We start from the raw sequence: 25,518 nt of genomic DNA on the forward strand, positions 1-25,518 counted from the left end.
GATTATAAAGGTAATCATTATATGCAAGATACCACTGCAATTTTAGTCACTCATTTAGTTAAACAATACGGCGATTTTTTGGCCGTTGATGATATCAGTCTCACTGTTAATGCTGGAGAAACATTGGCTTTACTCGGTCATAACGGTGCAGGTAAATCTAGTTTAATCAAAATTTTGCTTGGTATTGTCCCTGCCACGTCGGGTGAAATCTCGATGTTAGGAACGGTGCTTAAAAATGAAAAGCAACACCGGAAAATTAACTTGGGTTATTTACCTGAAAATATCTCGCTTTACGAGAAGTTAACCGGAAAAGAAGTACTGGAATATTTTGCTTCATTAAAGGGTGTTGCTAAAAATCAGGTGGTTAAGGTGCTCGAAGAGTTTGGTTTGGGTCAGGTGCAGAATAAGCCTGTTAGAACCTATTCAAAAGGCATGAAGCAACGCTTAGGCTTTGCACAGGCCATTTTGTCTGAGCCTGATATTTTACTACTTGATGAGCCTACAGTCGGGCTTGATCCTCAAGCGTCGCTATTTATGTATCAAAAAATTGCCGAACTTAAACGGCAAGGCTGCGCTATTGTTGTGTGCACTCATGAGCTCGCAGTGGTTGAAGGTAATATCGATCGTGCATTTATTATGGCCAATGGTAAAAAGCTAGCAAGTGGCCGGTTAGAGGAGTTACGTCAAGCCGCGGATCTTAAGGTGCATTTTACAGGCGATGATATCCTTGATGCCATTGCCCATGATGATTTTCTATCAAGATTAGCAACCAATAATCAGTTATGGGTTCATCAAGTTGATAAGCCGAGGATTATTAAGTACCTCACTTCACATCGTGGGGCCTATAACTTTTCAATTGAAGAGCCTGATTTAAGTGATATTTATCATCACTTCATGAATCTTCATCAACACAAAGCGGCATAAGGGGCTGTGATGTTTACAGCGGTTTTGGCCATTGCATTAAAAGAAATAAAAGATAACTTTCGAAATCGATGGTTTTTATTTATTGGCTTAATGCTGACATGTTTATCACTGCTTATCACTTTTGCGGGTTCCGCCGTATCAGGTGAATTAGTTGTGGCTGATTTACCATTACTCATGACCAGTTTGAGTTCAATGTGCGTGTATATTTTACCATTGACCGCAATATTACTGAGTTACGATAGCTTTATTGGTGAGGAAGAGTCAGGCACTTTGTTGCTACTATTGTCTTATCCGGTTACACGTTTACACATCATATTAGGTAAGTTACTCGGCCATCTTTGGGTGTTCAGTTGTACGATTGGTTTGGCTTTTTTTCTGACAGCCATTTTAGTGTGGACGTTGACTGCCTTCCCGATACAAGAAGTCGTAGTGGCCTTTATTCACTTAATACTGAGCAGTATATTGCTAACGGTATGCTTTGTGTTGTTGGGTTATATAGTGAGTTTGTTGGTGGTTGAGAAAGCCAAAGCGATAGCGGTGCTGTTATTTCTGTGGGTAATGATTGTGCTGGTATACGATCTTGTTTTGCTCACATTCATGGTGGCTGATTTACAGGGCTTTTCAAATGCGATTTTTCAGGTATTGATTTTACTCAATCCTAGCGATTTATTTAGGGCAATTATGAGCGGTGTCGTATTACCAGACATACCACCTCAAGGTGATGTGGTTCAACACCGAGGCAGTAATAGCATGTTAAGTATTGCTCAGATGCCCATCGCTGGGCTTTATAGTGGCTTACTATTATGGGTATCGTTTTTACTGATCGTGGGGCAGCAAATATTTAGTCGTAAACGCTTATAAGAGCATTTCATTTGTTAAGGTGTCATCAAATCAGTGTAAAGGTAAGTTATTGTAATAAAGTAATTTAAATGTGTCAGATTGAGTTTGTTATCACATTGTAGTACCGTTTTTAAATGTATCAGATTGAGTTTGTTATCACATTATAGCACCGTTTTTAACTGTACAATTTTGTAACAATTAAATTGGTTTATGATCATTATTCTAGGTGCATACGGTGTTAAAAATCACTAATTATTTATCACTTGATACTTCAGCTAAGCAACTGATTAATCATCTAAACAATGAGAAAATCCCGCTCACTTTTTCTGAACATGCCGTACTAACTAAACTGCTTGATTTTGAATGTAAAATTTACACAAAAGAAGAATTATTAGAGGCTGGCTGGCCTGATAGAGTCGTCGCACCAACGTCACTCACTCAGTGTATTAGTACCTTGAGACGTAAATTAGAGCCCTTTCAAGACATCCAACTAAAAGCGGTTGCAAGGCGTGGTTATCAGCTTCATATAAGTGAGCAAAGCCATGTTAAAGTCGTTTCACTGAGTGACAGTGACACGATTCGCGCCGCTTTTTTTGACGTGAGCTTATTGGTTAAAATTGCTGGTGCATTGGTTTTGTTTGGCATACTCATTATCTTTTGGTATGGCTGTGAATATCACCAAGTGCTGAAAATTACATCGCAATGGAAAAGTGATAAAGACATTGAGCTCAACATTGGTGGTATTCGTGAAAGTGCGAAAGTGTTCTATAAAAACGACACGGATCAATTGCATGAATCTAAATGGCAGAAGCACATTGCGCCAAAGACAAATCAACTTAAAGGTTTAAAGGGGTTTAGCGGTTTTGCTCTCACGAACGGCAGTTCTTATTCATTTGCTACTTGTCCAGGATACACTTTGAATGATTGTGATGGCCAAGGCATTATTAATATCACTATGTTAACCCCTGAACCCGCAGGAATTAACATGGAAAGTTTTATCCCATTATCTAAAAAAATGGAGACTCGAATTCGCTATAATCGAGTGCTTATTCCAGAAGGGGATATTGGCGATATTGTTGAGCATCATTACCATGCAGATGTATATTTTCCAATAGCTGGACAAAAGCTCATACGCGCCGACTTAAGTATTTCATTAGTGTATCAAGGTGAAAATACTGGCCAGATATACACCACGACATGCATTACCGATGAAGACTGTATAACGACACCGATAAAATTAAAAACCCGTGGGACATTTAATCAATATCAGCAATCAATTGGCGATGTTGATGTGGATGTGTTTTTTACCAAGATAGATCAAAAAGAGTTCATTAAGCCCGAGCACGTCACCGAATCGGCAATGCGTTTTTATCGTGAAGTGAAACGCATGGATATTCAAGAGGAAGAGCTTGTATTTTTTAGGGTTCATACCACTGAAAATACAGCCGTATGGATAATGCCATTTATGAGCGACTTAGTTGCTTGGAGTCGTTATGAAAGAGTACAATTTTAATCAGTTAAGCTACCCGGAGGGCATAAAAGCTTACATTTATAGCCTACTATCGTTGAGATATTATTTGGATTTTCACCAGATCTTAATTCGGTCTTCATTGTGAAAGTTGATTAACAACAATAAAAAATCGGATGAAACATTATCATCCGATGTATATCTTGGTCAGCTTAGTCAACTGACCAGTAAACTCTATGCGCAGTTGTTTATTACTTGATAAATGCGAACGCATCACCATATAAATGAGTTTCTTCAATCCCAAGTTCACGAAAAACTTCTCGTGCAGCCCCGACTATATCAAAGCGGCCGGCTATGTAGATGTCATAACCATTTAAGCTGACAAAATCCTGCTTTATTTGCTCAAGTAAATTTGCTTTTTTGCCTTGCCAAGTACTGCCTGCAAGTTCAACTACAGGAATAAACTCTAACCATGAATGGTCTGCATGCCATTGACGAGCAATCTCTTGATAGTACATAGCATCTTCGTTACGACAACCCCAATATAGCTGAGTTTGAATCGTTTCGCCGTTAGCAATCTGCGCTTCAACGATACTTTTAATGTATGAAAAACCCGTGCCGCCAGCAATTAAAATGCGCGGTCTATGGCTATCGCTACGTAAAAATGCGTCGCCAGCCGGGGCTTCAATATCAATATGAGTCGCAGTTTGAAGGCGTTCAACAACTTGCATGGGATAACTTTCGCTGACCGCAGCACCAATGTGCAATTCAATTAACGCAGCATTAGGCGCCGAAGCGATAGAAAAAGGACGTTTGTCTTTTTCACCCATGATCACAGATAAGTATTGGCCAGCCTTAAAGTCAAAGGCGGCTTCGGGTTTAAGGAACACTTGATACACAGCATCATTAAACGGGGTGACTTTTTCAATCTGACAACGAATGGTTTTCATCTAACGTCCTTTAAACCTTTTTATAATTTTTATCAATGAGTTAATTATAGCTATCTACGCCTTAATCAGATCACTGTGGTTACAATGTTGGTACATCTTCTATGCCAAGATCATCCCAAATTTGGTCAATTTTTTGTTTAACCTTAGGATCCATCACAATAGGGGTGCCCCATTCACGGGTGGTTTCGCCTGGCCACTTGTTGGTGGCATCTAAACCCATTTTAGAGCCTAAACCGGCAACGGGTGAGGCAAAATCCAGATAATCGATAGGGGTATTATCTACCAGCATGGTGTCGCGTGTTGGATCCATCCGGGTAGTAATGGCCCAAATAACATCTTGCCAATCACGGCAATTGATATCTTCATCAACCACGATAATAAATTTGGTGTACATAAATTGGCGTAGGAATGACCATGCCCCCATCATGACACGCTTAGCATGACCCGGATATTGTTTACGGATTGAAATCACAGCCATACGGTAGGAGCAACCTTCAGGCGGCAGATAAAAATCAATAATCTCTGGGTACTGCTTACGAAGAATAGGCACAAATACTTCGTTTAATGCCACGCCTAACATAGCGGGTTCATCGGGTGGACGGCCGGTATAGGTACTATGATAAATAGCATCTTTACGGTGAGTAATATGAGTCACAGTAAATACGGGGAATGAGTCGGTTTCGTTATAATATCCAGTGTGATCGCCGTATGGACCTTCTACTGCTTTCTCATCTGGGTCAATATAACCTTCAAGAATAATCTCGCTGGTGGCTGGTACTTCAAGATCGCAGCTAATGGCTTTACAGACTTCGGTACGTTCGCCGCGTAGTAAACCTGCAAAGGCATATTCACTCATGGAATCTGGCACGGGAGTTACAGCACCTAAAATGGTCACAGGATCGCTACCTAATGCCACTACGACAGGATAACGCTCTCCAGGATGAAGCTGTTTAAAGTCTTTAAAATCTAAGGCGCCGCCACGATGATCAAGCCAGCGCATAATCAGCTTATTTTTGCCCAATAACTGTTGACGGTAAATACCTAGGTTTTGTCTTTTTTGACGTGGCCCTTTAGTGATCGTGAGTCCCCAAGTAACTAATGGGGCGACATCTCCAGGCCAGCAATGTTGGATTGGCAACGAGGTTAGGTCAACTTCATCACCGGTTTTAACCACTTGCTGACAAGGCGGATTACGCACTGTTTTAGGCGGCATATTGAGTGCCTGCTTATACATAGGTATTTTGGCGATGGCATCTTTAAAGCCACTCGGTGGCTCAGGTTCTTTTAAGAATGCTAATAATTCACCGACTTCACGCAAAGCCAAAGGATCGTCTTTACCCAATGCCATAGCAACACGTTTAGGCGTGCCAAATAAGTTAACCAGTACCGGCATGGTGTGATTGGTAGGATTTTCAAATAACAGTGCGGGGCCACCCGATCGTAAAACACGATCAGCGATCTCCGTCATTTCTAAATGAGGGTCAACAGGATAGCTAATGCGCTTTAACTCACCATTTGCTTCCAAATGATCGATGAAGCTGCGTAAATCTTTAAAACTCATGTTTACCGCCTGTAAATCAAATCCAATATGGCGCGCACTATAGCATTTTTCTAATATAGGGTTAACCAATTTGATAGACCTATATTACTGATATCGACTTTAGCTATACTTAGGCTAAAATGGTAATAGTCAATAATGTGGTAGAGGTGACTTATGCGAACGAATAAGCAGTGGACTTTGATGCCATTATTCGGGCTTGGTTGTGTTGTTATACTCAGTATGGCGAGTTCAGCCAGTGCTCAGCCGTCGTTAGCGAATGAGTATTCTAATCGTGTTTCGCATTCTGTCAGCTCTCAACATAATCATTATCGCCAACACAATAATCATCACCGAAATCGTGATCCTTGGCGTTGGGGATTTGGTTGGGATCAAGGCTGGGGAGTTAACCGACATTGGGGCCCAAGTATCGGGATTAGTTTAAGTCATGGCAACAACTGGCGATATGGCTCATATTGGGGGAATGGTTATTCCCGTAGAAATAACAACGGTTTTTATCCCTATCAACATCAGTTAACTAGCGGATATCAGCCGCAAAATATTAAGCTTATCGACACCATTGTTGCGCCTCAACAGCGGACTACGACCCATATTGAGTATGCTTCGGGCTTAAGCCACCTACCTGCAAATGCTAAAGTGATCCAGCGTGCGAACGGGACAGTCTATGAGTGGCAAGGGGTTGAATATTATTTTGATTGGAACACTCAAACCTATGAGGTTGCTAAAGCAGAGACACCATGATTGCTGGTATAGAAACAAAATTCAATGCTACCGTCTGCTTTAGCTTGATACATTGCAGTATCAGCTGCGCTGATTAGCTCCCGACTATTTAAACCATGCTTAGGCAGTATACTAATCCCAATACTCGCCCCCACGTGTAAAATATGTTGGCCGATGATAATAGGTTGCTTAATACAGTCCAATAGCTGGTGTATTTTATGTTCTATATCGATAGGCCCGGTGATCATATCGAGCCATACGATAAATTCATCTCCTCCGAATCGACCGACCATATCGGTTGCTCGCAAGTTGTTTACTAAGCGTGAGGCTATGATCATTATAACGTCATCGCCAATACTGTGGCCGAGTGAATCGTTAATGTCTTTAAATTTATTCAAATCAAGAAACAATAAAGCTGCTTGATCCTCGCCACGTAAATCTCTTGCGATCGCAGTATCTATTTTTTTTATAAACGCACGACGATTGTAAATCCCTGTTAGTTCGTCATGTTCAGCTAGGAAAATGAGCCTGTCTTGTTGTTCGATCAGTTTGTGGGTTTGACTGTCTACTTCTTGTTTTAACTCTTCTTTTTTGATCGTAATTTGGGCGAGTGATTGTTTCATTTTATTAAAGTTATCGGCAAGTGCAGATAACTCATCGGTATCAGTGAAATTAATCTGGCTGGTTAAATCCCCAGCAGCAAGCGCGTTCATCCCTTGTTTAAGTGAAGCCAATCCTTTTTTAAATCGAATCAGCGTTATAAAAGACCATGCCGTAACCAAAATCGCGAGTAGTAACAGTACGGCTCCAACGAGGTATAATAATTTTTGCTGTGTTTGACTCGCTTGTTTAATTGATAATTGATGAAGTCGGAACATTTCTTCGGTCATTTCTTCAATGGTCATGCTGTATTTAGCTTTAAATAATTGTTCGGCAATCAGTGTTGATGAAACATCGACTTGTTTGCTGTGGTAGCTATTTTGCGTATTGATGAGCTTTCTAATATTGCTATTGAGCTGATTAAGATTTGCGATAATGAGTTTTTGTTGTATCGCCCAGTTGATATCTTCTGCGAGATTTTGGGCCAGTTCTGTTTGGCGTTTATTCAGCTCTGAAAGCCCCTGGCCATCGGTATATTCTTGGTAAAGCCACAGCTGGCTTCGCAAGCTATCAATGTTGATCTGCAACTTCATTGAGTAATTGAGTTGGCGATATATTTGCTGCTGATAGTTGTGAATTTGGATCAGCGATAAACCAACAATGAACGTGAGAAGTGTGCAGAGTGTTGCGGTTAGCTTTAGGCGCTTAGATAACATCATAAATTACCATCCAGCCTCTGAATTCATAAAATCTTCAAGTAATTGACGATCGATAACTTGCCTGAAGTCGACGCTCTTTTCTGTCGGAACTAATTGATTGTCGATGGCCCATTGGCTTTGAATTTGAATGTTAGAAAAAAGTGCATTACTGAGGGATAATCTAAAAGTATAGTCATTCCAAGAATAATGCAGTTGGGAAGGATCGATATTCAAGATGCGACTAATGTCTACCTGAGCAAGATCTGAGTGTGTATGAATATAGTCTATTGCGTCATTAATTGCTTTGAGTAGAGCTAACTTTTCTGAGGCTGATAACGTCGTTTGTTTAAGCTCGATTAAGTTAAAGGATAAGTGATATAGACCGCGGCTATTGATGACTTTTGTATTTGAGGTTATTTGTTGTGTTAACAAATAACTTAATGGCTCCCAAGCTGAAATAATATCAACTTCATTATTTAATAATGCTGGAATAAGCTGATCTGCACGTAAATAAATGCGCTCGATAGGCTGTTGAGTTTTATTATACATAATCAGTAAACTATCGAAAAAAAACTCACTAGCACTGCTTTTTACTATCCCTACGCGGACGTTGGCTAGATTATTCAGCTGATGATATTTTTGCGGTACTAGGCTAAGTAATTTGAGATCGTTATCTGATTCGACAAAACTGGCTAATACGGAAAAGTTTGTTTGTTTAAAACTATTAAACATCACCACAGTTTCAGAGGCAGTGGCGAGATCCACTTGTTTATTGAGCAGCGCATTGAAGCATTTCACCCCACCATCTAATCTAACTAACTCAATATTAAGATTATTACGCTTAAAATAACCTTGTTGTTCGGCAATAAAAAAGGGTGCAGAAAGTGGCGTATTAGAAACAGCAATTTTAATCGGACCCTTTGCGGCTAAGGTCTTGATGGATGAGTTTTGATTAAGATCACAACCCGCAATGCCAATCGCGATTAGGCTCCAAAAAATAATCATTAACACTTTGTGCATAAGTGAGATTTCAGTCAAAAGATAAATAATGTTAAGTGTAGTTAATGTATTATTTTTTGTGAGAAATATTGGTCAATATAATCGTTTTTTTTTAATATTATCAATTAATAACGGAAATACTAAGCTTCTTGTTAATCATTAATTTACTAAGTAAAGTGATTCATAGTGGCGGCCATTGTGAAAATAAATATTATTTACCATTTAATTCAGATACTTATTTGTTAAATTAGTGAGACGATCACTGATGGACACCGAGCCATAACGGCTATATTTCGGTTAAGCTGTTTTATGCATGAGCAGAGAATGAATTCGATTGGTATTACTCCGACTAAGGTTAACTTATGAGTATGAAAAAGCCCCAATGCATCCTTTGCATTGGGGCTTTTGTTTGCATAGTTTATTTATATTTATATTATTATTTATGCTGCGGTGGTATCACCACCCTAACGCAATCATTGAGTATCAATTGAAGCTTTAGGGCGTTGCTCAAGCTCATTATTATTATTTGGCTTTGAGCTATCAGCCAAAGGCTGAAATAAAAATGACGTTATTGGCTATTACATCTGGGGAACCAATAACGCCTGAACTGTCAATAAAGCGGCAAGGATGCAAGTATTTTGCGCTTATTATTAGAATGTTTGTTGCTCTGTTATCAACTTGCTGGGGGACGAGTTGCTAACACTATCAAACATCCTTGCCAAAACGGTTTTGATATTTAGCTCTGTTAATGGTGACAATCGCGCCGTCAATGGCTAAAGCTAAAACACCTTAATAAAAATGACGTTATTGGCTATTACATCTGGGGAACCAATAACGCCTTAACTGTTATGTTAGCCGGCTTCCTTAACGACTAACGGTGGAGCAATAAAGCGGCAAGGATGCAAGTATTTTGCGCTTATTATTAGAATGTTTGTTGCTTTGTTTTCAACTTGCTGGGGGACGAGTTGCTAACACTATCAAACATCCTTGCCAAAACGGTTAACTGAATTTCCAGTCATTATGGCTTAAGATAGTTTAAACGCTATCTCAAGCGTATATGCTTAGCTTGCCATCGTATGTAACTGTTGACTTAGCTGAGTGATTTTTTGTTGTAAATGGGCTATTTCTGACACGATAGCGCTTTTGCTTCTCATTTGGCGAAGATCATTACTTCTTACCCATTGGTAAACGGTTTTAGCTGATACACCGTATTGCTTTGCTACATCAGACAATAATCTGTTATGGTTTTTGACTTCATCAATTACTTGTCTTTGTAATTCCACTGGATACTGTCTCGTATTTGACATATTCATCAAATAACCTCCTGCTGATTTATTTATGTTTGCCTGAGCGAGTTTCAACATCATCCCACTGGCTGCAACCGAGATGCGCTAAGAAAAAAATATTTTGTCGGCATTGTTGAACGATATTATTGAGCATGATACTGACCGATTTAATCTGACGACTTAAGTTAATTTTCTTCATCGCTATCTCCTACAACTACAATGGAATGCTTTACAATAAAACTACCTCTTAGTGGGTATGAGTTGTTATATGGAAACTTTGTGCCAACGTTGTAGGAAAATTTAATCTGTTATTTATCAAGTATTTAATATTTTATTGTCAATGGGTTATTACTTACCTATTGGTTAGTTTGGTGCAATTGCACTAAATTGGTGAAAGATGCTATGGCGATTATTTATCGCTGAAGTGGTCGATGCTGCACAGTATGGATGACCAATATGGCAGCAAAAGGTCATCTTAATGACAAGATGAGCAAGGCGTTATAGTCGAATGAGTTATTCCGAGTGGATGGTTTAAAAAATCATACAAGGAGTGGGTTTGATGATATGGCTTTAATGGACGTCATCTTGGTAAGTGATCCGGGCGTGAAGACGCATGTTAAACAGGCTAGCGATGTATGGCGGGGGCAAAGTCGTCCGGGGAATTGCGCTAGAGTTTGCAATTTCACTGGACGACATGGTGTGCACCAATCAAATGAATGAGCTAGTGGATTAAGAACAATGTGGCTAGGCCTAAAAATGCAAATAAGCCAACCACATCTGTCACCGTGGTTAATACCATGCCACCGGCTAATGCTGGGTCAATATTTAACTTTTTTAACATTATTGGAATAGTGGCGCCAGCAAAGCCTGCAACCGTCATATTAATCAGCATAGCACAACCAATTAACCCTCCTAACGCGATGTCATCTTTCCACAGCCATACTGCAAAAAATACCAATATAGACCACATTAAGCCGTTTAATAATCCAATGCTGAGTTCTTTACCAATCAACCAACGTGAGTTACTTTGGCCAATATGCCCAAGTGCAATACCACGGATCACCAGTGCTAAGGTTTGATTACCGGCAACCCCGCCCATACTCGGAACTATGGTCATTAAAATCGCGATGGTGGCAAATTGCTCTAAGGTGCCTTCGAACATGTTACTGACAGACGAGGCAAGTAACGCAGCAAATAAGTTAATCGTTAACCACAGGGAGCGTCTTAGCGTACTTTTTAGCACTGGGCCAAAGGTATCCTCATCATCATCCATCCCTGCCATCCCCATCATTGAATGCTCGGCATCTTCGCGGATCACATCGATAATGTCATCGATGGTGATCCGGCCAAGCAATTTTGCTTGGCTGTCGACGACTGGGGCGGATAGCCAATCGAGTCGTTCAAATTTTTGGGCTACATCTTTATCAGACATCTCAACCGGAATACTTTCTAACTCTGTGTCCATAATGCTTCGGACGGTTACGCTTGGATCGCAGGTTAATAAATCGACTAATCTTACTCCGCCTAAAACATGATCTTGACGGTCAACAACATATAAGGTGTCGGTAGTATCGGGTAAGTTTCCCCGTTGACGTAAATAACGTAATACCACTTCGATATTGACATCGGGTCGTAAGGTGACGGTATCGGTGTTCATGATACTGCCTGCCGTATCATCAGGATAGCGCAGTGCTTGTTCTACTCTATCCCTGTCCTGGCTGCGCATTGACTTAAGTACTTTCTTGTAAACACCATCGGGTAAGCTGCGAAGAATATAGGCGAGATCATCTGTGTCCATACCTATTGTGGCCTGGGCGAGCTTTTCTGGTGTCATGCTGCTAATGAGTGAATCTTTAAGCTCTTCACCTAATTCGTCAAGAATTTCACCCGCATATTGTTGGTCAATGAGTTGCCATAACACTTGTCGATTTTTGGGCGGTGATGATTCGAGAATTAGGGCGACATCGTTAGGTGACATGGTGTGCAACATGTTACGAGCATGAACAAACAAACCACTGTCTAGCGCTTGAACGAGTTGATTGAGGCGTTGTTCGGTTATCTCATTATCTAGGTACTCTTTACCCATATATCTACTTCCTATTCATCATACTTATATCATAAAGTATGTAATCATTCTGGGCTGCTCAGGTTTTTCTGTTTAAGGCGTATTGGTGCAATAATCGTTGTCTGCTTGTAAGACAATGTAACGCCGAAATGGGATACTTGAGTCGTTTCCTCTGGACGAAATTATGCATGGTCTACGCTGCTATACATCATATTGACGGACGACTGCACGGATGCAGAGTCATACTGGATCCGTTGCTGAAAGCGGCGATATCTGTATTATGTTAAACGCTAAACTCCCGCAGAGTGAACTGATACTTAATCAGATGGGTATCAACTGCGTGAGATAAACCTAAGGGCTAATATTATCGAGGGACTGATGTCTACCGTTGAGCATCAATGTCGTGACAGTTTGGTTAGGCCACGTGTAATAAGAATAATAGTGGATTAAAAAGTGAGTGACTCGCGAATCGTACTCTTCACTGATTTAGCAAGATTCATCAAATTTAGCATTAATCAGATCACACACTGCATTTAATGCTACTTCGGCATCTGGACCCTTTGCGGTCACGGTGATCATTTTCCCTATTCCACTTTCAAGCATTAACAACCCAAGCACACTTGCGGCACTGGCGTTTTTTTCGCCCTGAGTTAAGGTGATGTTCGCGTCAAAATCGGCGGCTAATACCGCGAGTTTTGTTGCTGCACGGGCATGTAATCCTAATTTGTTGGAAATGGTAACTTGGCGTTCAAGTTTGATCATTCATGCAATCCTATGCTCACTTAGCGGTGAGTTCACTTATACTTAATTCTCTGTGGCGAGCATTAACAGTGTGTTTACTGCCTTGCCTAAATCGTTTTGCTAATTGGTCTGCAATATATACCGAACGATGCTGGCCACCCGTACAACCAATCGCGATAGTCAGGTAACTGCGATTGTTACGTTCTAGGTGTGGCATCCAGGTTTCAAATAGGTTTTCAATTTGCCAAATGAACTTGTTGACCAATGGCTGACGCCCTAAAAATTCTTGTACGGGTTCGTCTAATCCTGTCAATGGGCGCAATTCTATTTCCCAGTGTGGATTGGGCAAAAAGCGTACATCAAACATAAAATCCGCTTCAGTCGGCATGCCGTGCTTAAAGCCAAAAGACTCAAAGTTAATGACCAATTCTTTATCGACACTGCCTAGTAGTATTTGCCTAACTTGGTCGCTTAACTCGTAGATATTTAGCGCCGAAGTGTCAATGTAATGGTCAACAATTTTTGCGGTAGGCTCAAGTAAACGGCCTTCTAATTTGATCGCTTCTTGCAGTGAAATATGATTTTTAGATAACGGGTGCAATCGGCGTGTTTCGCTGTAGCGTTTAAGTAACACTTTATCATTGGAATTTAGAAAGAAGCTGATAATTTCAGTGTCATGTTCAAGTAGGGCTAATTGGTCTTGAAGCACTTTGCCTTGTTCAGCAATGTTGCGGACATCAACACTAATCGCAACTAAATCATTACTGCCCTTGAGCTGAGCGAGTAATGTGCCAATGAGGGGTAGAGGCAAATTATCGACACAATAATATCCTAGGTCTTCTAATACTCTTAAGGCAACGGATTTCCCTGAACCTGAACGTCCCGATACTATGACAAGTTTCATGCAGTTATAACCCGATAAAGTTCTGTTGCGTTGTGGCTTTTGCGAAGCTGTTTCAATATTTGCTTATCGCTGAGCTTTTTAGCCATACTCGATAACGTGCCTAAATGTTGTTGGCACTGGTCTGCAGGTACTAACAAAGCAAATAAAATATCCACGGGCTGCTTATCAATTGCATCAAAGGCAATGGCTTCTTCACATTTAACAAATATCGCGATGGGGTGATCGATGGTCGTTAATCGACCATGAGGTATCGCAATGCCATTTCCTATACCTGTGCTACCCATTTTTTCTCTCGCTAATAGGCTTTCAAAAACCTCTTGCGAAGACAGGGTTGGATACTGGGCAGCGACTAAATTGCTGATGAGTTCCAGTACTTTTTTCTTACTGCCCGGTGTGGCACAGGTAGTGCATTCCGGCTGCAGAATGGTACAAAGTTCCATCGTTAGTGTTTTGTATACTTCTCTTTGTGTTTAATTACCTGACGGTCGAGTTTATCGATCAGGGCGTCTATTGCAGCATACATATCAGTATTTTCTGACATAGCAAAAATCTCTGCGCCATTAACGTGGATTTTGGCTTCTGCTTTTTGTTGTAATTTGTCTACATGGAGTACAACGTGTACATTATGGATCTGATCGAAGTGTCGTTCAAGCTTTGAAAATTTACCATTAACATACTCACGTAAAGATTCAGTTATTTCGACATGACGTCCAGTCAGATTTATATCCATAGAAAATCCTCCACAACCTTGTAGGTTATAAACTCTTACGTTGGTTTGAGGGCGGGATTAGCATTGCTTCTCGGTATTTTGCAATCGTACGACGAGCAACGTTTATGCCTTGTTCTGCCAGAAGTTGAGCCATTTTACTGTCACTCAATGGTTTTTTCTGGTTTTCTGCGGCAACCAGCTTTTTGATAAAAGCACGAATTGCTGTTGATGAGCATTCCCCGCCATCGTCAGTGCTGACATGGCTAGAGAAGAAGTACTTTAGTTCAAATAGTCCACGTGGGGTGTGCATATATTTTTGTGTGGTGACTCGTGAAATTGTCGATTCATGCATTTCTACTGCTTCAGCAATATCATTTAGCACCATAGGTTTCATGGCTTCTTCACCGTATTCAAAGAAGCCTTGCTGAAATTGCACAATGCAATTTGCCACTTTGAGTAGAGTATCATTGCGGCTTTCGATACTTTTAATAAACCATTTAGCCTCTTGCAAATGGCCTCGAATAAATTGACTGTCAGACTGATTTTTACTGCTTCTAGCCATGGCGGCGTATTGCTGATTAACGCCAATTTTGGGCATATTGTCTGGGTTTAACTCTACAACCCAACGGCCATTTTTCTTTAGTACCGTGACATCGGGAATAACGAATTCGTCATCGGTGGCGGTGATCAATAAGCCTGGACGAGGATTGAGTGATTGGATTAGGGTGATGGCGTCACGTAACTCATTTTCTTTTAGCTTAGTTTTGCGCATCAATAATCTAAAATCACGCCCAGCAATTAAGGTTAAATAGTCTTTGATTAGCAAACGGGCATTATCGATATGGGGTGTGGTGTTAGAGAATTGCGCTAATTGGATCAATAAACATTCACTTAAATCACGTGCAGCAACACCAACGGGATCAAAGTGTTGAATTCGTTTTAATACAGCTTCAACTTCATCTAACTCAACATTTTCGTCACCCATGGCTTCGAGAATATCGTCGGTACTTTGGGTTAAATAACCGCGTTCATCCACGGCGTCGATGATCGCTGTGGCAATGGCAAGATCGGTCTCTGAAAATGGAGTGAGATTTTTCTGCCATTCTAAATGTTCATACAGACCTTCGGTGGTTTCACCTTGAAACGGCATGTCATCATCGCGCATGCTAGCACTACCTGAACCTGACATCGGCGAGGCGGTGTACACTTCATCCCATGTAGTATCCATGGCTAAATCATCCATGGTTTCTTTGGTCATAGATTCTGCTGTGTCGACTGTTGAGGTGTCTTTTTCAATATTGACAATGCTGTTGTCACTGAAGTCTGTATCAGCTTGGTCGCGATTTTCTTTTACGGGGTCTTTTGCTTCAGAAAACTCATCTTCTATTTCAAGTAATGGATTTGAATCCAATGCTTGTTGGATTTCTTGCTGTAGCTCCAATGACGATAATTGCAGTAAGCGAATGGCTTGCTGCAATTGTGGGGTCATGGTTAAGTGTTGACCCATTTTAAGTTGGAGTGACGCTTTCATTTACCGCTTATCCCTAGATGATTTCCATAAAAGTGACAATTTATAAAACTGTAATGGATTGTCACGTACATCAATGATGTTTAACGCTGTTTAGATATCGTTCAATCAAATGAGTTAGATAGACTAAAGGCCCGTAAAGTAACTATAGCTTGAATTGTTCACCTAAGTACACCGCCCGAACTTGTTGATTGCTCAATACCTCATCAGGTGTGCCTTCGGCAATTAAATTACCTTGGCTGACGATATAAGCTCGCTCACAGACATCTAACGTTTCACGTACGTTATGGTCGGTAATTAATACTCCTAGACCTCGGCTTTTAAGTTGTTGAATGATTTTTTTTATGTCGATGACAGAAATCGGATCAACACCAGCAAAGGGCTCATCGAGTAGAATAAATTTTGGATTGGCGGCTAAAGCGCGCGCAATTTCAACACGACGACGTTCACCACCCGATAACGACATGCCTAGGCTGTCTCGAATATGGGTAATATGGAACTCTTCTAATAGATGCTCAAGCTGTTCAATACGTTGGTTTGTACTGAGTTCTTTGCGGGTTTGCAACACGGCCATAATGTTGTCATACACTGTGAGTTTACGGAAAATACTGGCTTCTTGTGGTAAGTAACCAATGCCTTTGCGAGCTCGCAGATGCATTGGATCGTCAGTGAGATCGTCATCATCAATTAAAATTCGACCCTTATCACTTTTCACTAGGCCGACAACCATATAAAAGGTGGTTGTTTTACCTGCACCATTGGGGCCTAAAAGCCCAACAATTTGGCCTGTTTTAACCGTTAAACTGACATCTTTAACAACTTGACGATCTTTATAGCTTTTAGCCAGATTTTCAGCGGTTAAGGTTATTTGGGTCATGGTTTGATCTGCTTTTTAACTGGGATTTCAGGGAGTTTTTGCTTTGGCGCAGACTCGTCTTGGAAATTCTCAGGTTGAATAATGGTGATAACCCGATCTTGCCCTGTGCCCGAACTTTCAGCAATAAGCTCTTGCGCATTGATGTTGTACTTAATTCGATTACCGGTCACTTGGCTACCCGATTGATTAAGTTTGGCATTACCTGTCAATGTTAGCGTGGTAGTCGCAAGGTCATAGGATATTTCGTCGGCACTGGCAGTACCAATTTGACCGTCATCTAATTCTTGTGAAAACGTCGCGGGTTTGCCAGTGGCGATAAGTTTCTTACTGGTGCTGTTTTCGGGGGTAAACGCCCGTAATTCATCAGCATTGATATTAATACTGCCTTGGACAATCTTAACCGGACCATTAAAAATGATTTGGTTATTTTTTATGTCAGCAAATTGGCTAACCGCAACAATTTTTAATTCTTGTTTCAGATCACCTTGTTTCGCCATAGCAGGCAAACTCAACAGGCAAAGTATGCTGCTCAATAACATAACATTGGCGCGAGTGTGGAGACGATTAATGTGGCTCATATGTTCCTTCTACCTGGCTCAGTAGCGATAATTGTTGCGAATTCAAGTCAGCATGTAGGCCTAAGCCTTTAATAATAAACCCTTTGCCTTTGATATACACCATCTCTTGTGAGGTGCCTATCATAGTGGTTAAGTCTACCGTCACCGCTTGGGTACTCAATGACTGCAGGGGTTCTTCTATATCAATGGCATCAATAATAACATTGTTTTCTAATATGACTTTGCTGGTGTTTTTATTCAATTGTCCTCGATCTGCACTTAATTGCCATTGTGCTTTACCATTTTCAGGGTAAATGAGGTATATCGGTTTGGTAAAGTGAGTGATGTCACTTGAAGCATAATGCTCCATGTGCTCGGCGCTGACTCGACTTTCGACAAAACCTTGTTGATTGAATTCCGTGGTGCGTAGGTTATCTGCAATAAAGTCAGGGCGCTCAATACCAGGTACTTTCACCGAGTCCATTTCACTGCGTTTTATTTGTGCTTGCCAGTACAACATAAAAGCAAGACCAAAAAAAGCCACAATACTTAGGGTGATCCGATTCATATACTCATTCCATGAGCACTGGCAAATTTATCTTGGCTTAAGAGTAATAAGTCAGTCAGTTCTCGCAAAGCTCCATGTCCGCCGTTTAAGGTCGTTGTCATGTGACAATGTCGTTTTACAAACGGATGACCATCGCCGACACACACGGAGAGACCTACGGCTTTCATTACGGGCAGATCAACCATGTCATCGCCAATGTAGGCTACTTGTTCGGCGCTTACATTATACAGCGACATAAGTTGCTCAAAAGGTTCAAATTTATTATCAATGCCTTGATAAATATGTTTGATTCCTAATCCGGTCATTCGGGTTTCGACAATTTTTGATTGACGACCTGTAATGACGGCAACATGAATATCGCTAGTGAGAACTGAGCGTATACCGTAGCCATCGCGAGTATGAAAGGCTTTGAGTTCTTCGCCAGCATTACTGAGATAAATACGTCCATCTGAAAAGACCCCATCGACATCACAGATTAACAGTTTAATTTTCTGAGCTCGCTGCCAAATATCATTACTGATAGGGCCGTAAAATCCTTGGTGACACGAGGTTGATTCTGACATGATTAAATGACTCCAGCTTTAACCATATCGAGCATGTTTAATGCCCCGATCGGTTGGTGTTTTTCATTGACGACAACCAGTCCGTTGATGTTTTTTTCATCCATGATTTGTAGCGCTTGTGCAGCTAAAATACCCGTGGGGCAGGTCACACAGTTTTTGGTCATCACCAGGGCTATCGAAGTGGTACGAAGGTTCACTTCGGCATCGATGACCCGGCGTAAATCACCATCAGTAAAAATACCCACTAGTTTGGCTTCATGGTTGACTACCGCCGTCATGCCAAGGCCTTTTTTAGATATTTCATAAAGCGCTTCAGTAATACAAATAGCATCACTGACGATAGGCAAATCATCGCCTTTATGCATGACATCGTCTACTTTTAGTAATAATTTTCGCCCCAATGAGCCACCAGGATGTGATAAGGCAAAGTCATCACGGGTAAACCCTTTTGCTTGCAACAATGCAATGGCTAATGCATCACCCATTGCTAGCGTAGCAGTGGTGCTAGACGTCGGCGCTAATCCTAACGGGCATGCTTCTTCTTGTACTTCAATGCATAAATGAATTTTAGATAAACGCGCCATGTTAGAGTCTGGTTTACCTGTTACGGCAATAACAGGCACGCCCATACGTTGAATCACAGGCATTAACGTGAGTATTTCGCTCGATTCACCTGAATTGGAAATCGCCAGTACAATATCGTTCTTAGCCAATGCGCCTAAATCACCATGACTGGCCTCACCAGGATGAACAAAAAATGCCGGCGTGCCGGTACTGGCAAACGTCGCGGATATTTTATTACCGATATGACCCGATTTGCCCATTCCCATGACAATCACTTTGCCTTTGCACTGCATAATGAGTTCACATGCTTGGCCAAACTCAACTGAGTCCACATATTGATATAAATTATCTAAAGCAGCTTTTTCAATATCAATGACTTTACGGCCCCATTGACGAAATTGAGTTTGATTTACCATACGGCTCTCTCTTTTAGCTTAAGACTTTACCTTTAATGCTCCAATCTAATGGGATTGAAATACAATAATTTGGTACGCAATAAAGGTGATTAATAATAGTGCGCCATGCCAACGAGTCAGTTGTTGCTTGGTGCCACTGGATAATACTAAAACGGCTAATGCAGTACTGGTGCCCAATACCATATAGAAGTCTCTTCCACTGGCAGAGGCATCTATTTCGCCAGGGGCAATTAACCCTGGTAGTGCCAGTACGGCAAGAATGTTAAATAAATTCGATCCAACGATATTACCAATAGCGAGATCGTGTTCTTTTTTTAATACGCCAGCAATACAGGCTGCTAATTCTGGTAGGCTTGTTCCCACTGCAATAATGGTTAATCCAATGACAAGATCTGACAAGCCATAAAACTTTGCAATACCCACAGCACCATCTACCATCCAACTCGCTGATAGCGGGAGGAATATAATACCGACGATTAGCCAAATGATAGCATGAAAGGTTGAGACATTTTTAGGGATATCAGATCCAAGTTCAGTATCTAAGCTGTCGGTTGTTCTATCATGAGTCGCTTGCCAAATGAAATATCCCATTAACACGAAAAGTACCACGATGAGCATGATACCTTCTGCTCGTGTTAGCACATTATCATGCAGGGTATAGCCAGCAAATACCGTGGCGGCTAGCATAATAGGTATTTCGCGTTTTAAGGTCTTTGAGGCTACGCTAATGGCGCCAAGTAAGGCGGTTAATCCTAATATTAAGGTGATGTTAGCAATGTTTGAGCCCAGTACGTTACCCACGGCGGTATCACGCATGCCATCCATTGAGGCCGTAGCTGCAACAAACATTTCAGGTGCAGAGCTACCCATCGCAACAATGGTCAATCCAATTAACATGGGAGGCAAGCCTAAATTTCGCGCAAATGCCGCCGCTCCGTAAACAAATCTATCCGCACTCCAAACTAAAACAGCAAGGCCAGCAACTAACATTAGAATATTAACTAGCATGTGATTCCGATAGTGATCATTAATTAACGAGCATTTTCGCTGGATTTTTATCAAATTGAAAGTCAAATTGAAAGCATTGCACAGTAATTGTACTCGAAATGATGTGTGGTGATATGGATATAGTTGTCGCTTAATCGACAATTACAGTACAATTTACACCTTAACTTAATGCAAGGAAGGCAGTTATCTCCTCAACGCCAATGTCTGATATGAGTAAATCAAATAATAATCCTTTGGTCGAAGTCAACCATATGGCCTTTAGCCATGGTTCGCGCGTGATTTTTAACGATATTTCTTTATCGATCCCCAAAGGCAAAGTAACGGCAATTATGGGACCTAGTGGTATTGGTAAAACCACCTTGTTAAAATTGATTGGGGGACAGTTAACCCCTAATACCGGACAAGTCTTGTTCGACGGTCACGATTTACATAAGCTTAAGCGCAAGGAACTTTTTGAATTGCGCAAGCGGATGAGTATGCTGTTTCAAAGCGGTGCATTATTTACCGACCTTAATGTATTCGATAACGTGGCATTTGCATTGAGAGAACATTCTGGATTACCAGAAGATATTATCCGCTCCATTGTATTGATGAAGCTGCAAGCGGTAGGTCTTCGTGGTGCAGCGTATATGATGCCTAACGAATTATCCGGTGGTATGCAGCGTCGAGCAGCATTGGCTAGGGCGATTGCACTAGAACCTGAAATGGTGATGTACGATGAGCCATTTGCGGGACAAGATCCAATTTCAATGGGGATGCTGGTAAAACTTATTCGTGAGTTGTCGGATTCATTAAAACTGACTTCTGTGGTGGTCTCTCACGATGTGGATGAAGTATTAGGTATTGCAGATTATGTCTATGTAATAGCAGACAAAAAAGTCATTGCTCATGGTACCCCAGAGCAATTACGTCAATCTGACAATCCGCAGTTGATCCAATTTATTCAAGGCGCACCAGATGGCCCTGTGCCATTCCATTATCCTGCAGAGGATTATCAAGAGGAGCTACTTCGTGGGCGCAATTGATTATATTGCCGATATTGGCGCATATGCACTGAAACTCGTGCAGGGCCTCGGTCGGGCTGGCATCATGTTATGGCGCGCGATCGTGCGTGTTCCGAATATCAAAAAAGGCACGCCATTACTTATCAAGCAGATTTATGTGCTTGGTGTCCGTTCTATGGTTATCATTATAGTATCAGGCTTGTTTATTGGCATGGTATTAGCCCTACAGGGATATAATATTTTAGTTGGGTTTGGTACTGAAGAAAGTTTAGGCCCAATGGTGGCGTTAAGCTTATTACGAGAACTTGGACCCGTTGTTGCCGCGTTATTATTTGCCGGACGAGCGGGCTCGGCGCTAACCGCCGAAATTGGTCTAATGAAATCGACTGAACAATTGTCAAGTTTAGAAATGATGGCGATAGACCCTTTAAGGCAAATCATTGCGCCGCGCTTTTGGGCAGGTGTTATCAGTATGCCATTACTCGCACTAATGTTTAGTTTGGTGGGTATTTTTGGTGGACATTTAGTCGGTGTTGAATGGAAAGGTATTGATAGTGGTGCGTTTTGGTCTATTCTTCAAGCATCGGTTGAGTGGCGACAAGATATTGTTAATTGCTTGATAAAAAGTGTTATTTTTGGTGTGGTGGTCACATGGATAGCCTTGTACCGAGGTTATGAAGTCGAACCCAATCCAGAAGGCATTAGCCGTGCGACAACCTCAACGGTTGTGCAGGCAAGCTTAGCTGTTTTAGCACTGGACTTTTTGCTGACAGCAATCATGTTCGGAAATTAAGATTTTTTCATTATTTAGATTAATTTAAGTGGTTTAATAGTATGTTGACACGGAAAATTGAGTTATTAGTAGGCGTGTTTTTATTGTCAGGTCTATTGGCATTTTGTGTATTAGTATTCAATGTTGCTAATGTTAAAGTAAAAACCGATGCCCAGACTTATACATTAGTGGCTGAGTTTAACAATATTGGCGGACTAAAAGTACGTTCGCCTGTAAAAGTCGGTGGCGTAGTGGTTGGTCGCGTGACTGATGTTGCCCTTGATAGCCATAAATTAGTGCCTATTGTGACGTTAACAATGGATAAGCGTTTCGATAAATTCCCTGAAACGAGCAGTTTGGCCATTTTGACTTCAGGGTTACTCGGGGAGCAATTTATTGGCTTAACGCCTGGGTTTATGGACGATGATATTTCGATGCTTGCCGATGGCGATAAAGTACATGACACTCGTGGAGCATTGATTTTAGAAGATTTGATTGGTCAACTTTTGTACAGTATGTCATCTGCAGATAAATAGGATCCCTATTATGAAAATATTTTTTAGTCGTGTTATTGCTTTATGCCTAGTGGGCAGTGTTGTGATAAGTCAAGGTGCTATGGCTGCCAATGATGAGGTTAATACCAATGACCCTTATGAGATGATCAAACAAGTATCTAATATGACTTTTGATCGATTTAAATCAGACAACACGTTAATTAATAATGATTTAAGTCACTTGAAAGTGATTGTTCGAGAAGAGCTTATGCCTTATGTCGATTATAAATATGCCGCTTACAAAGTGATGGGGCAGTATTTAAGTGATACAACGGTAGATCAACGTAATCGTTTTGTTGAAGCTTTTGAAGGGTATCTAGTCGCGACCTATGCGCAAGCATTAACAGAATATACTGATCAAAAAGTCGCTTTTGATCCGCCGAGAGATTTTAGCGATGAGAAAATAGTTGAAGTGAACGTCCAGATCCTTGAGCAAGGTCGTCCACCGATTAAAATTCAATTTAAAGCGCGTCGTTTAAAAGACAACACTTGGAAAGCATTTGATTTAGTGGCGGAAGGCGTGAGCTTATTGGCCTCTAAGCAATCTGAAATTTCGAATTTAATCCGTCAGCAAGGTATTGAAGCGGTTATTACCATGTTGAATGATAAAACCCAGCAGAGAATTGATCGTCAACCTGCAAAAGAAGCTGCAGCTGCGTGATTACCTTTAATCAACAAGACGACCGTTGCATTGTTAGCGGTCGGTTAACTCAAGATGAGGTGAAACAATTGTGGCCTAAACGCCATGAATTGTTTACTGCATCAACCCAAGTGGTAGACTTATCAGCAGTGGAATACGTCGACAGTGCAGGTGTTGCATTGTTATTAGCGTTAATCAAACTGCATGTTTCAAGCAGTCAGGAAACAAGTGTGTCACGTCAATTGGTTAATCCAAGTGTTCAGCTCAAGAAAATGATTGAGCTTTATGATTTAGACGCTTTTTTCAGCCAAGTATAGAATTGAATAGTAAAGGTAATTGATTTCATGGAATGCAAAGATATTGAACAACTTTTAACCGAGGCGTTGTCGCTAACAGAAGCGCATGTGACCTCTGATGGTAGCCACTACAAAGTGGTCGCTGTGGGCGAATGTTTTGACGGCATGAGCCGCGTAAAACAACAGCAGGCGATTTATACCCATTTAGCGGAGCAGATTGCCAATGGTGAATTGCACGCATTAACGATTAAAACTTTTACGCCTACCCAGTGGAAGCGTGAAAAACTTTTCAATATGTAACAACTGAGATTCACATTGGATAAATTAACTATTAAAGCCAGTAATCCTTTAGCTGGCGAAGTCGTGATCTCGGGTGCAAAAAACGCAGCATTGCCAATTTTAATGGCTGGCGTACTAGCAGAAACAGATTTTATTGTTTCAAATGTACCTAAACTTCGTGACGTCATCACCAGTTGCGAACTGTTACGTTGTTTAGGCGCAGAGGTTGAAGACTTAGGCGATAGCCGCATTCGTATTTCAACCACGCATTTAAATAACTATTGTGCCCCTTATGACTTAGTCAAAACAATGCGTGCTTCTATTCTTATTTTAGGCCCACTGCTTGCCCGTTATGGTACTGCAGACGTTTCTTTACCCGGCGGTTGTGCTATCGGCGCCCGTCCGGTCAATTTGCATTTGCACGGCTTGGAGTTAATGGGGGCCAAGATTGAAGTTAAAGAGGGCTACATCAAAGCGCGAGTTGATGGCCGTTTAAAAGGCGCCCATATCTTTATGGATATGGTCAGTGTCGGCGCAACAGAAAACTTGCTTATGGCAGCCGCGCTAGCGGATGGCACAACGGTTATTGAAAATGCTGCTCGTGAGCCTGAAGTGACTGATTTAGCAAATTGCTTAATTGCTATGGGTGCGAAAATCACCGGTGTTGGTTCTGCCACGTTAACGATTGAAGGGGTGGAGCGTTTATCCGGTTGTGAATATCGCGTGATGCCTGATCGTATCGAAACAGGGTCATTCCTGGTTGCGGCGGCGGTAACGCGTGGCAAAATTCGTTGTGTGTCAGCAGACCCTATTGGATTAGAGTCGGTATTATCCAAGCTTGAAGACGCCGGTGCCGAGATCACCACAGGCGAAGATTGGATTGAGCTTGATATGAAAGGCCAACGTCCAAAAGCCGTAAACATTAAAACGGCACCTTACCCTGGATTTCCGACCGACATGCAGGCGCAATTTTGTGTGTTAAATGCGCTGGCAGACGGGACGGGTAGAGTGACTGAGACGATTTTTGAAAATCGGTTTATGCATGTGCCAGAATTAAGCCGTATGGGGGCTAATTTAGAGCTGGAAGGTAATACCTGCATTATTCATGGTATTGAGCGTTTAAATGGTGCCCAAGTGATGGCGACCGATTTACGTGCCTCGGCCAGCTTAGTGATTGCCGGCTTAATGGCTGAAGGAACCACGACAGTGGCTCGTATCTACCATTTAGATCGTGGTTATGAGCACATAGAAGCAAAATTCAAAGGGCTAGGCGGCGAAGTTATCCGCGTTAGCTAACTTAATATAATACTTGCTTATTCACTAAGACCGCACTTAACCGTGCGGTTTTTTATTTGATATGTGTCAAAAATTCTTAAATAAACCTCACCGCATCGCAAAGTAATTGCAAAGCTGATCACTTCTTCATAATG

29 protein-coding genes are annotated in these 25,518 nt (G+C 41.4%); 11 read left to right on the forward strand and 18 right to left on the reverse strand.

Annotation, left to right across the window (positions count from 1 at the left end; translation table 11 throughout):
- Positions 1 to 21 precede the first annotated feature (21 nt).
- The 3 genes from AAEY93_RS04105 (at position 22) to AAEY93_RS04115 (ending at position 3,277) form a co-directional block, all read left to right on the forward strand.
- On the forward strand, positions 22 to 924 hold the full coding sequence (locus tag AAEY93_RS04105; RefSeq protein WP_124012495.1) for an ABC transporter ATP-binding protein: 903 nt from the start codon (positions 22 to 24) through the stop codon (positions 922 to 924).
- 9 nt (positions 925 to 933) lie between these two features.
- A complete protein-coding gene (locus tag AAEY93_RS04110; protein ID WP_351075106.1) occupies positions 934 to 1,785 on the forward strand; it encodes an ABC transporter permease in 852 nt (283 codons plus the stop codon).
- 214 nt (positions 1,786 to 1,999) lie between these two features.
- Positions 2,000 to 3,277 (forward strand): winged helix-turn-helix domain-containing protein, encoded by a 1,278-nt coding sequence (locus AAEY93_RS04115; RefSeq protein WP_124012493.1) that lies wholly within the window; start codon positions 2,000 to 2,002, stop codon positions 3,275 to 3,277.
- A gap of 206 nt (positions 3,278 to 3,483) precedes the next feature.
- Here AAEY93_RS04115 and fre read toward each other — a convergent pair whose 3' ends face one another.
- Both fre and ubiD read right to left on the reverse strand, forming a co-directional pair.
- Complete coding sequence (fre, locus tag AAEY93_RS04120) at positions 3,484 to 4,182, reverse strand: NAD(P)H-flavin reductase (protein ID WP_351075109.1); 699 nt, start codon at positions 4,180 to 4,182, stop codon at positions 3,484 to 3,486.
- A gap of 79 nt (positions 4,183 to 4,261) precedes the next feature.
- Positions 4,262 to 5,743 (reverse strand): 4-hydroxy-3-polyprenylbenzoate decarboxylase, encoded by a 1,482-nt coding sequence (ubiD, locus tag AAEY93_RS04125; protein ID WP_101034036.1) that lies wholly within the window; start codon positions 5,741 to 5,743, stop codon positions 4,262 to 4,264.
- A 153-nt stretch (positions 5,744 to 5,896) separates the two neighbouring features.
- On the opposite strand from ubiD, the gene AAEY93_RS04130 reads away from it, so the two are divergent.
- Positions 5,897 to 6,481: a hypothetical protein gene (locus AAEY93_RS04130; RefSeq protein ID WP_124012491.1), complete on the forward strand. Its 585-nt coding sequence runs from the start codon at positions 5,897 to 5,899 to the stop codon at positions 6,479 to 6,481.
- On the opposite strand, the gene AAEY93_RS04135 is transcribed toward AAEY93_RS04130, so the two are convergent.
- The 16 genes from AAEY93_RS04135 to AAEY93_RS04210 form a co-directional block, all read right to left on the reverse strand.
- Complete coding sequence (locus AAEY93_RS04135) at positions 6,451 to 7,779, reverse strand: diguanylate cyclase domain-containing protein (RefSeq protein ID WP_351075112.1); 1,329 nt, start codon at positions 7,777 to 7,779, stop codon at positions 6,451 to 6,453. The two genes, AAEY93_RS04130 and AAEY93_RS04135, sit on opposite strands and share 31 nt — an antisense overlap.
- A 3-nt stretch (positions 7,780 to 7,782) precedes the next feature.
- Positions 7,783 to 8,778, reverse strand: coding sequence for an ABC transporter substrate-binding protein (locus AAEY93_RS04140; protein WP_124012488.1), 996 nt, complete (start codon positions 8,776 to 8,778; stop codon positions 7,783 to 7,785).
- A 1,040-nt stretch (positions 8,779 to 9,818) separates the two neighbouring features.
- Positions 9,819 to 10,070 (reverse strand): transposase, encoded by a 252-nt coding sequence (locus tag AAEY93_RS04145; RefSeq protein ID WP_124012487.1) that lies wholly within the window; start codon positions 10,068 to 10,070, stop codon positions 9,819 to 9,821.
- A gap of 19 nt (positions 10,071 to 10,089) precedes the next feature.
- Complete coding sequence (locus tag AAEY93_RS04150; protein WP_157822248.1) at positions 10,090 to 10,242, reverse strand: hypothetical protein; 153 nt, start codon at positions 10,240 to 10,242, stop codon at positions 10,090 to 10,092.
- 522 nt (positions 10,243 to 10,764) lie between these two features.
- Positions 10,765 to 12,129: a magnesium transporter gene (mgtE, locus tag AAEY93_RS04155; protein WP_101034040.1), complete on the reverse strand. Its 1,365-nt coding sequence runs from the start codon at positions 12,127 to 12,129 to the stop codon at positions 10,765 to 10,767.
- 465 nt (positions 12,130 to 12,594) lie between these two features.
- The gene (locus AAEY93_RS04160) at positions 12,595 to 12,870 is read right to left on the reverse strand and encodes an HPr family phosphocarrier protein (RefSeq protein ID WP_101034041.1); all 276 of its coding nucleotides are present in this window, start codon (positions 12,868 to 12,870) and stop codon (positions 12,595 to 12,597) included.
- 16 nt (positions 12,871 to 12,886) lie between these two features.
- On the reverse strand, positions 12,887 to 13,753 hold the full coding sequence (gene rapZ, locus AAEY93_RS04165) for an RNase adapter RapZ (RefSeq protein ID WP_124012486.1): 867 nt from the start codon (positions 13,751 to 13,753) through the stop codon (positions 12,887 to 12,889).
- Positions 13,750 to 14,193 (reverse strand): PTS IIA-like nitrogen regulatory protein PtsN, encoded by a 444-nt coding sequence (ptsN, locus tag AAEY93_RS04170; protein WP_101034043.1) that lies wholly within the window; start codon positions 14,191 to 14,193, stop codon positions 13,750 to 13,752. The genes rapZ and ptsN overlap by 4 nt, the downstream gene beginning before the upstream one ends.
- Before the next feature lie 2 nt (positions 14,194 to 14,195).
- Positions 14,196 to 14,483, reverse strand: coding sequence for a ribosome hibernation promoting factor (hpf, locus tag AAEY93_RS04175; protein WP_124012485.1), 288 nt, complete (start codon positions 14,481 to 14,483; stop codon positions 14,196 to 14,198).
- A gap of 25 nt (positions 14,484 to 14,508) precedes the next feature.
- Positions 14,509 to 15,993: an RNA polymerase factor sigma-54 gene (locus AAEY93_RS04180; protein ID WP_124012484.1), complete on the reverse strand. Its 1,485-nt coding sequence runs from the start codon at positions 15,991 to 15,993 to the stop codon at positions 14,509 to 14,511.
- A gap of 142 nt (positions 15,994 to 16,135) precedes the next feature.
- A complete protein-coding gene (gene lptB / locus AAEY93_RS04185; RefSeq protein WP_124012483.1) occupies positions 16,136 to 16,867 on the reverse strand; it encodes an LPS export ABC transporter ATP-binding protein in 732 nt (243 codons plus the stop codon).
- Positions 16,864 to 17,445: a lipopolysaccharide transport periplasmic protein LptA gene (gene lptA / locus AAEY93_RS04190; RefSeq protein ID WP_124012482.1), complete on the reverse strand. Its 582-nt coding sequence runs from the start codon at positions 17,443 to 17,445 to the stop codon at positions 16,864 to 16,866. Before lptA ends, lptB begins: the two co-directional genes overlap by 4 nt.
- Positions 17,432 to 17,992 carry an LPS export ABC transporter periplasmic protein LptC gene (gene lptC / locus AAEY93_RS04195; protein WP_124012481.1) on the reverse strand — a complete coding sequence of 187 codons (561 nt, stop codon included), beginning with the start codon at positions 17,990 to 17,992 and terminating at the stop codon, positions 17,432 to 17,434. The genes lptA and lptC overlap by 14 nt, the downstream gene beginning before the upstream one ends.
- Positions 17,989 to 18,555: a 3-deoxy-manno-octulosonate-8-phosphatase KdsC gene (kdsC, locus tag AAEY93_RS04200; RefSeq protein WP_101034049.1), complete on the reverse strand. Its 567-nt coding sequence runs from the start codon at positions 18,553 to 18,555 to the stop codon at positions 17,989 to 17,991. Before kdsC ends, lptC begins: the two co-directional genes overlap by 4 nt.
- A 2-nt stretch (positions 18,556 to 18,557) precedes the next feature.
- On the reverse strand, positions 18,558 to 19,535 hold the full coding sequence (locus AAEY93_RS04205) for a KpsF/GutQ family sugar-phosphate isomerase (RefSeq protein ID WP_124012480.1): 978 nt from the start codon (positions 19,533 to 19,535) through the stop codon (positions 18,558 to 18,560).
- A gap of 45 nt (positions 19,536 to 19,580) precedes the next feature.
- On the reverse strand, positions 19,581 to 20,543 hold the full coding sequence (locus tag AAEY93_RS04210) for a calcium/sodium antiporter (protein ID WP_124012479.1): 963 nt from the start codon (positions 20,541 to 20,543) through the stop codon (positions 19,581 to 19,583).
- Between the two features lie 200 nt (positions 20,544 to 20,743).
- Between AAEY93_RS04210 and AAEY93_RS04215 the strand changes: the two genes are divergently transcribed.
- The 7 genes from AAEY93_RS04215 to murA all read left to right on the forward strand — a co-directional run bounded on the left by AAEY93_RS04215 (position 20,744) and on the right by murA (position 25,384).
- Positions 20,744 to 21,568 (forward strand): ATP-binding cassette domain-containing protein, encoded by an 825-nt coding sequence (locus AAEY93_RS04215; protein WP_164839438.1) that lies wholly within the window; start codon positions 20,744 to 20,746, stop codon positions 21,566 to 21,568.
- Complete coding sequence (gene mlaE / locus AAEY93_RS04220; protein ID WP_101034050.1) at positions 21,555 to 22,340, forward strand: lipid asymmetry maintenance ABC transporter permease subunit MlaE; 786 nt, start codon at positions 21,555 to 21,557, stop codon at positions 22,338 to 22,340. Before AAEY93_RS04215 ends, mlaE begins: the two co-directional genes overlap by 14 nt.
- Before the next feature lie 41 nt (positions 22,341 to 22,381).
- Positions 22,382 to 22,855, forward strand: coding sequence for an outer membrane lipid asymmetry maintenance protein MlaD (gene mlaD, locus AAEY93_RS04225; RefSeq protein ID WP_101034051.1), 474 nt, complete (start codon positions 22,382 to 22,384; stop codon positions 22,853 to 22,855).
- A gap of 79 nt (positions 22,856 to 22,934) precedes the next feature.
- Positions 22,935 to 23,534: an MlaC/ttg2D family ABC transporter substrate-binding protein gene (locus AAEY93_RS04230; protein WP_372491505.1), complete on the forward strand. Its 600-nt coding sequence runs from the start codon at positions 22,935 to 22,937 to the stop codon at positions 23,532 to 23,534.
- Entirely contained in the window at positions 23,531 to 23,830 is a 300-nt protein-coding gene (locus tag AAEY93_RS04235; RefSeq protein WP_101034053.1) for an STAS domain-containing protein, read from the forward strand. Before AAEY93_RS04230 ends, AAEY93_RS04235 begins: the two co-directional genes overlap by 4 nt.
- A gap of 27 nt (positions 23,831 to 23,857) precedes the next feature.
- Positions 23,858 to 24,109: a BolA family protein gene (locus tag AAEY93_RS04240; RefSeq protein WP_101034054.1), complete on the forward strand. Its 252-nt coding sequence runs from the start codon at positions 23,858 to 23,860 to the stop codon at positions 24,107 to 24,109.
- 15 nt (positions 24,110 to 24,124) lie between these two features.
- Positions 24,125 to 25,384 carry a UDP-N-acetylglucosamine 1-carboxyvinyltransferase gene (murA, locus tag AAEY93_RS04245; protein ID WP_124012476.1) on the forward strand — a complete coding sequence of 420 codons (1,260 nt, stop codon included), beginning with the start codon at positions 24,125 to 24,127 and terminating at the stop codon, positions 25,382 to 25,384.
- Positions 25,385 to 25,518 lie beyond the last annotated feature (134 nt).

It is taken from the genome of Shewanella sp. CAL98-MNA-CIBAN-0140 (assembly GCF_040309905.1).
GTDB classification, from domain to species: Bacteria; Pseudomonadota; Gammaproteobacteria; order Enterobacterales; family Shewanellaceae; genus Shewanella; species Shewanella psychromarinicola.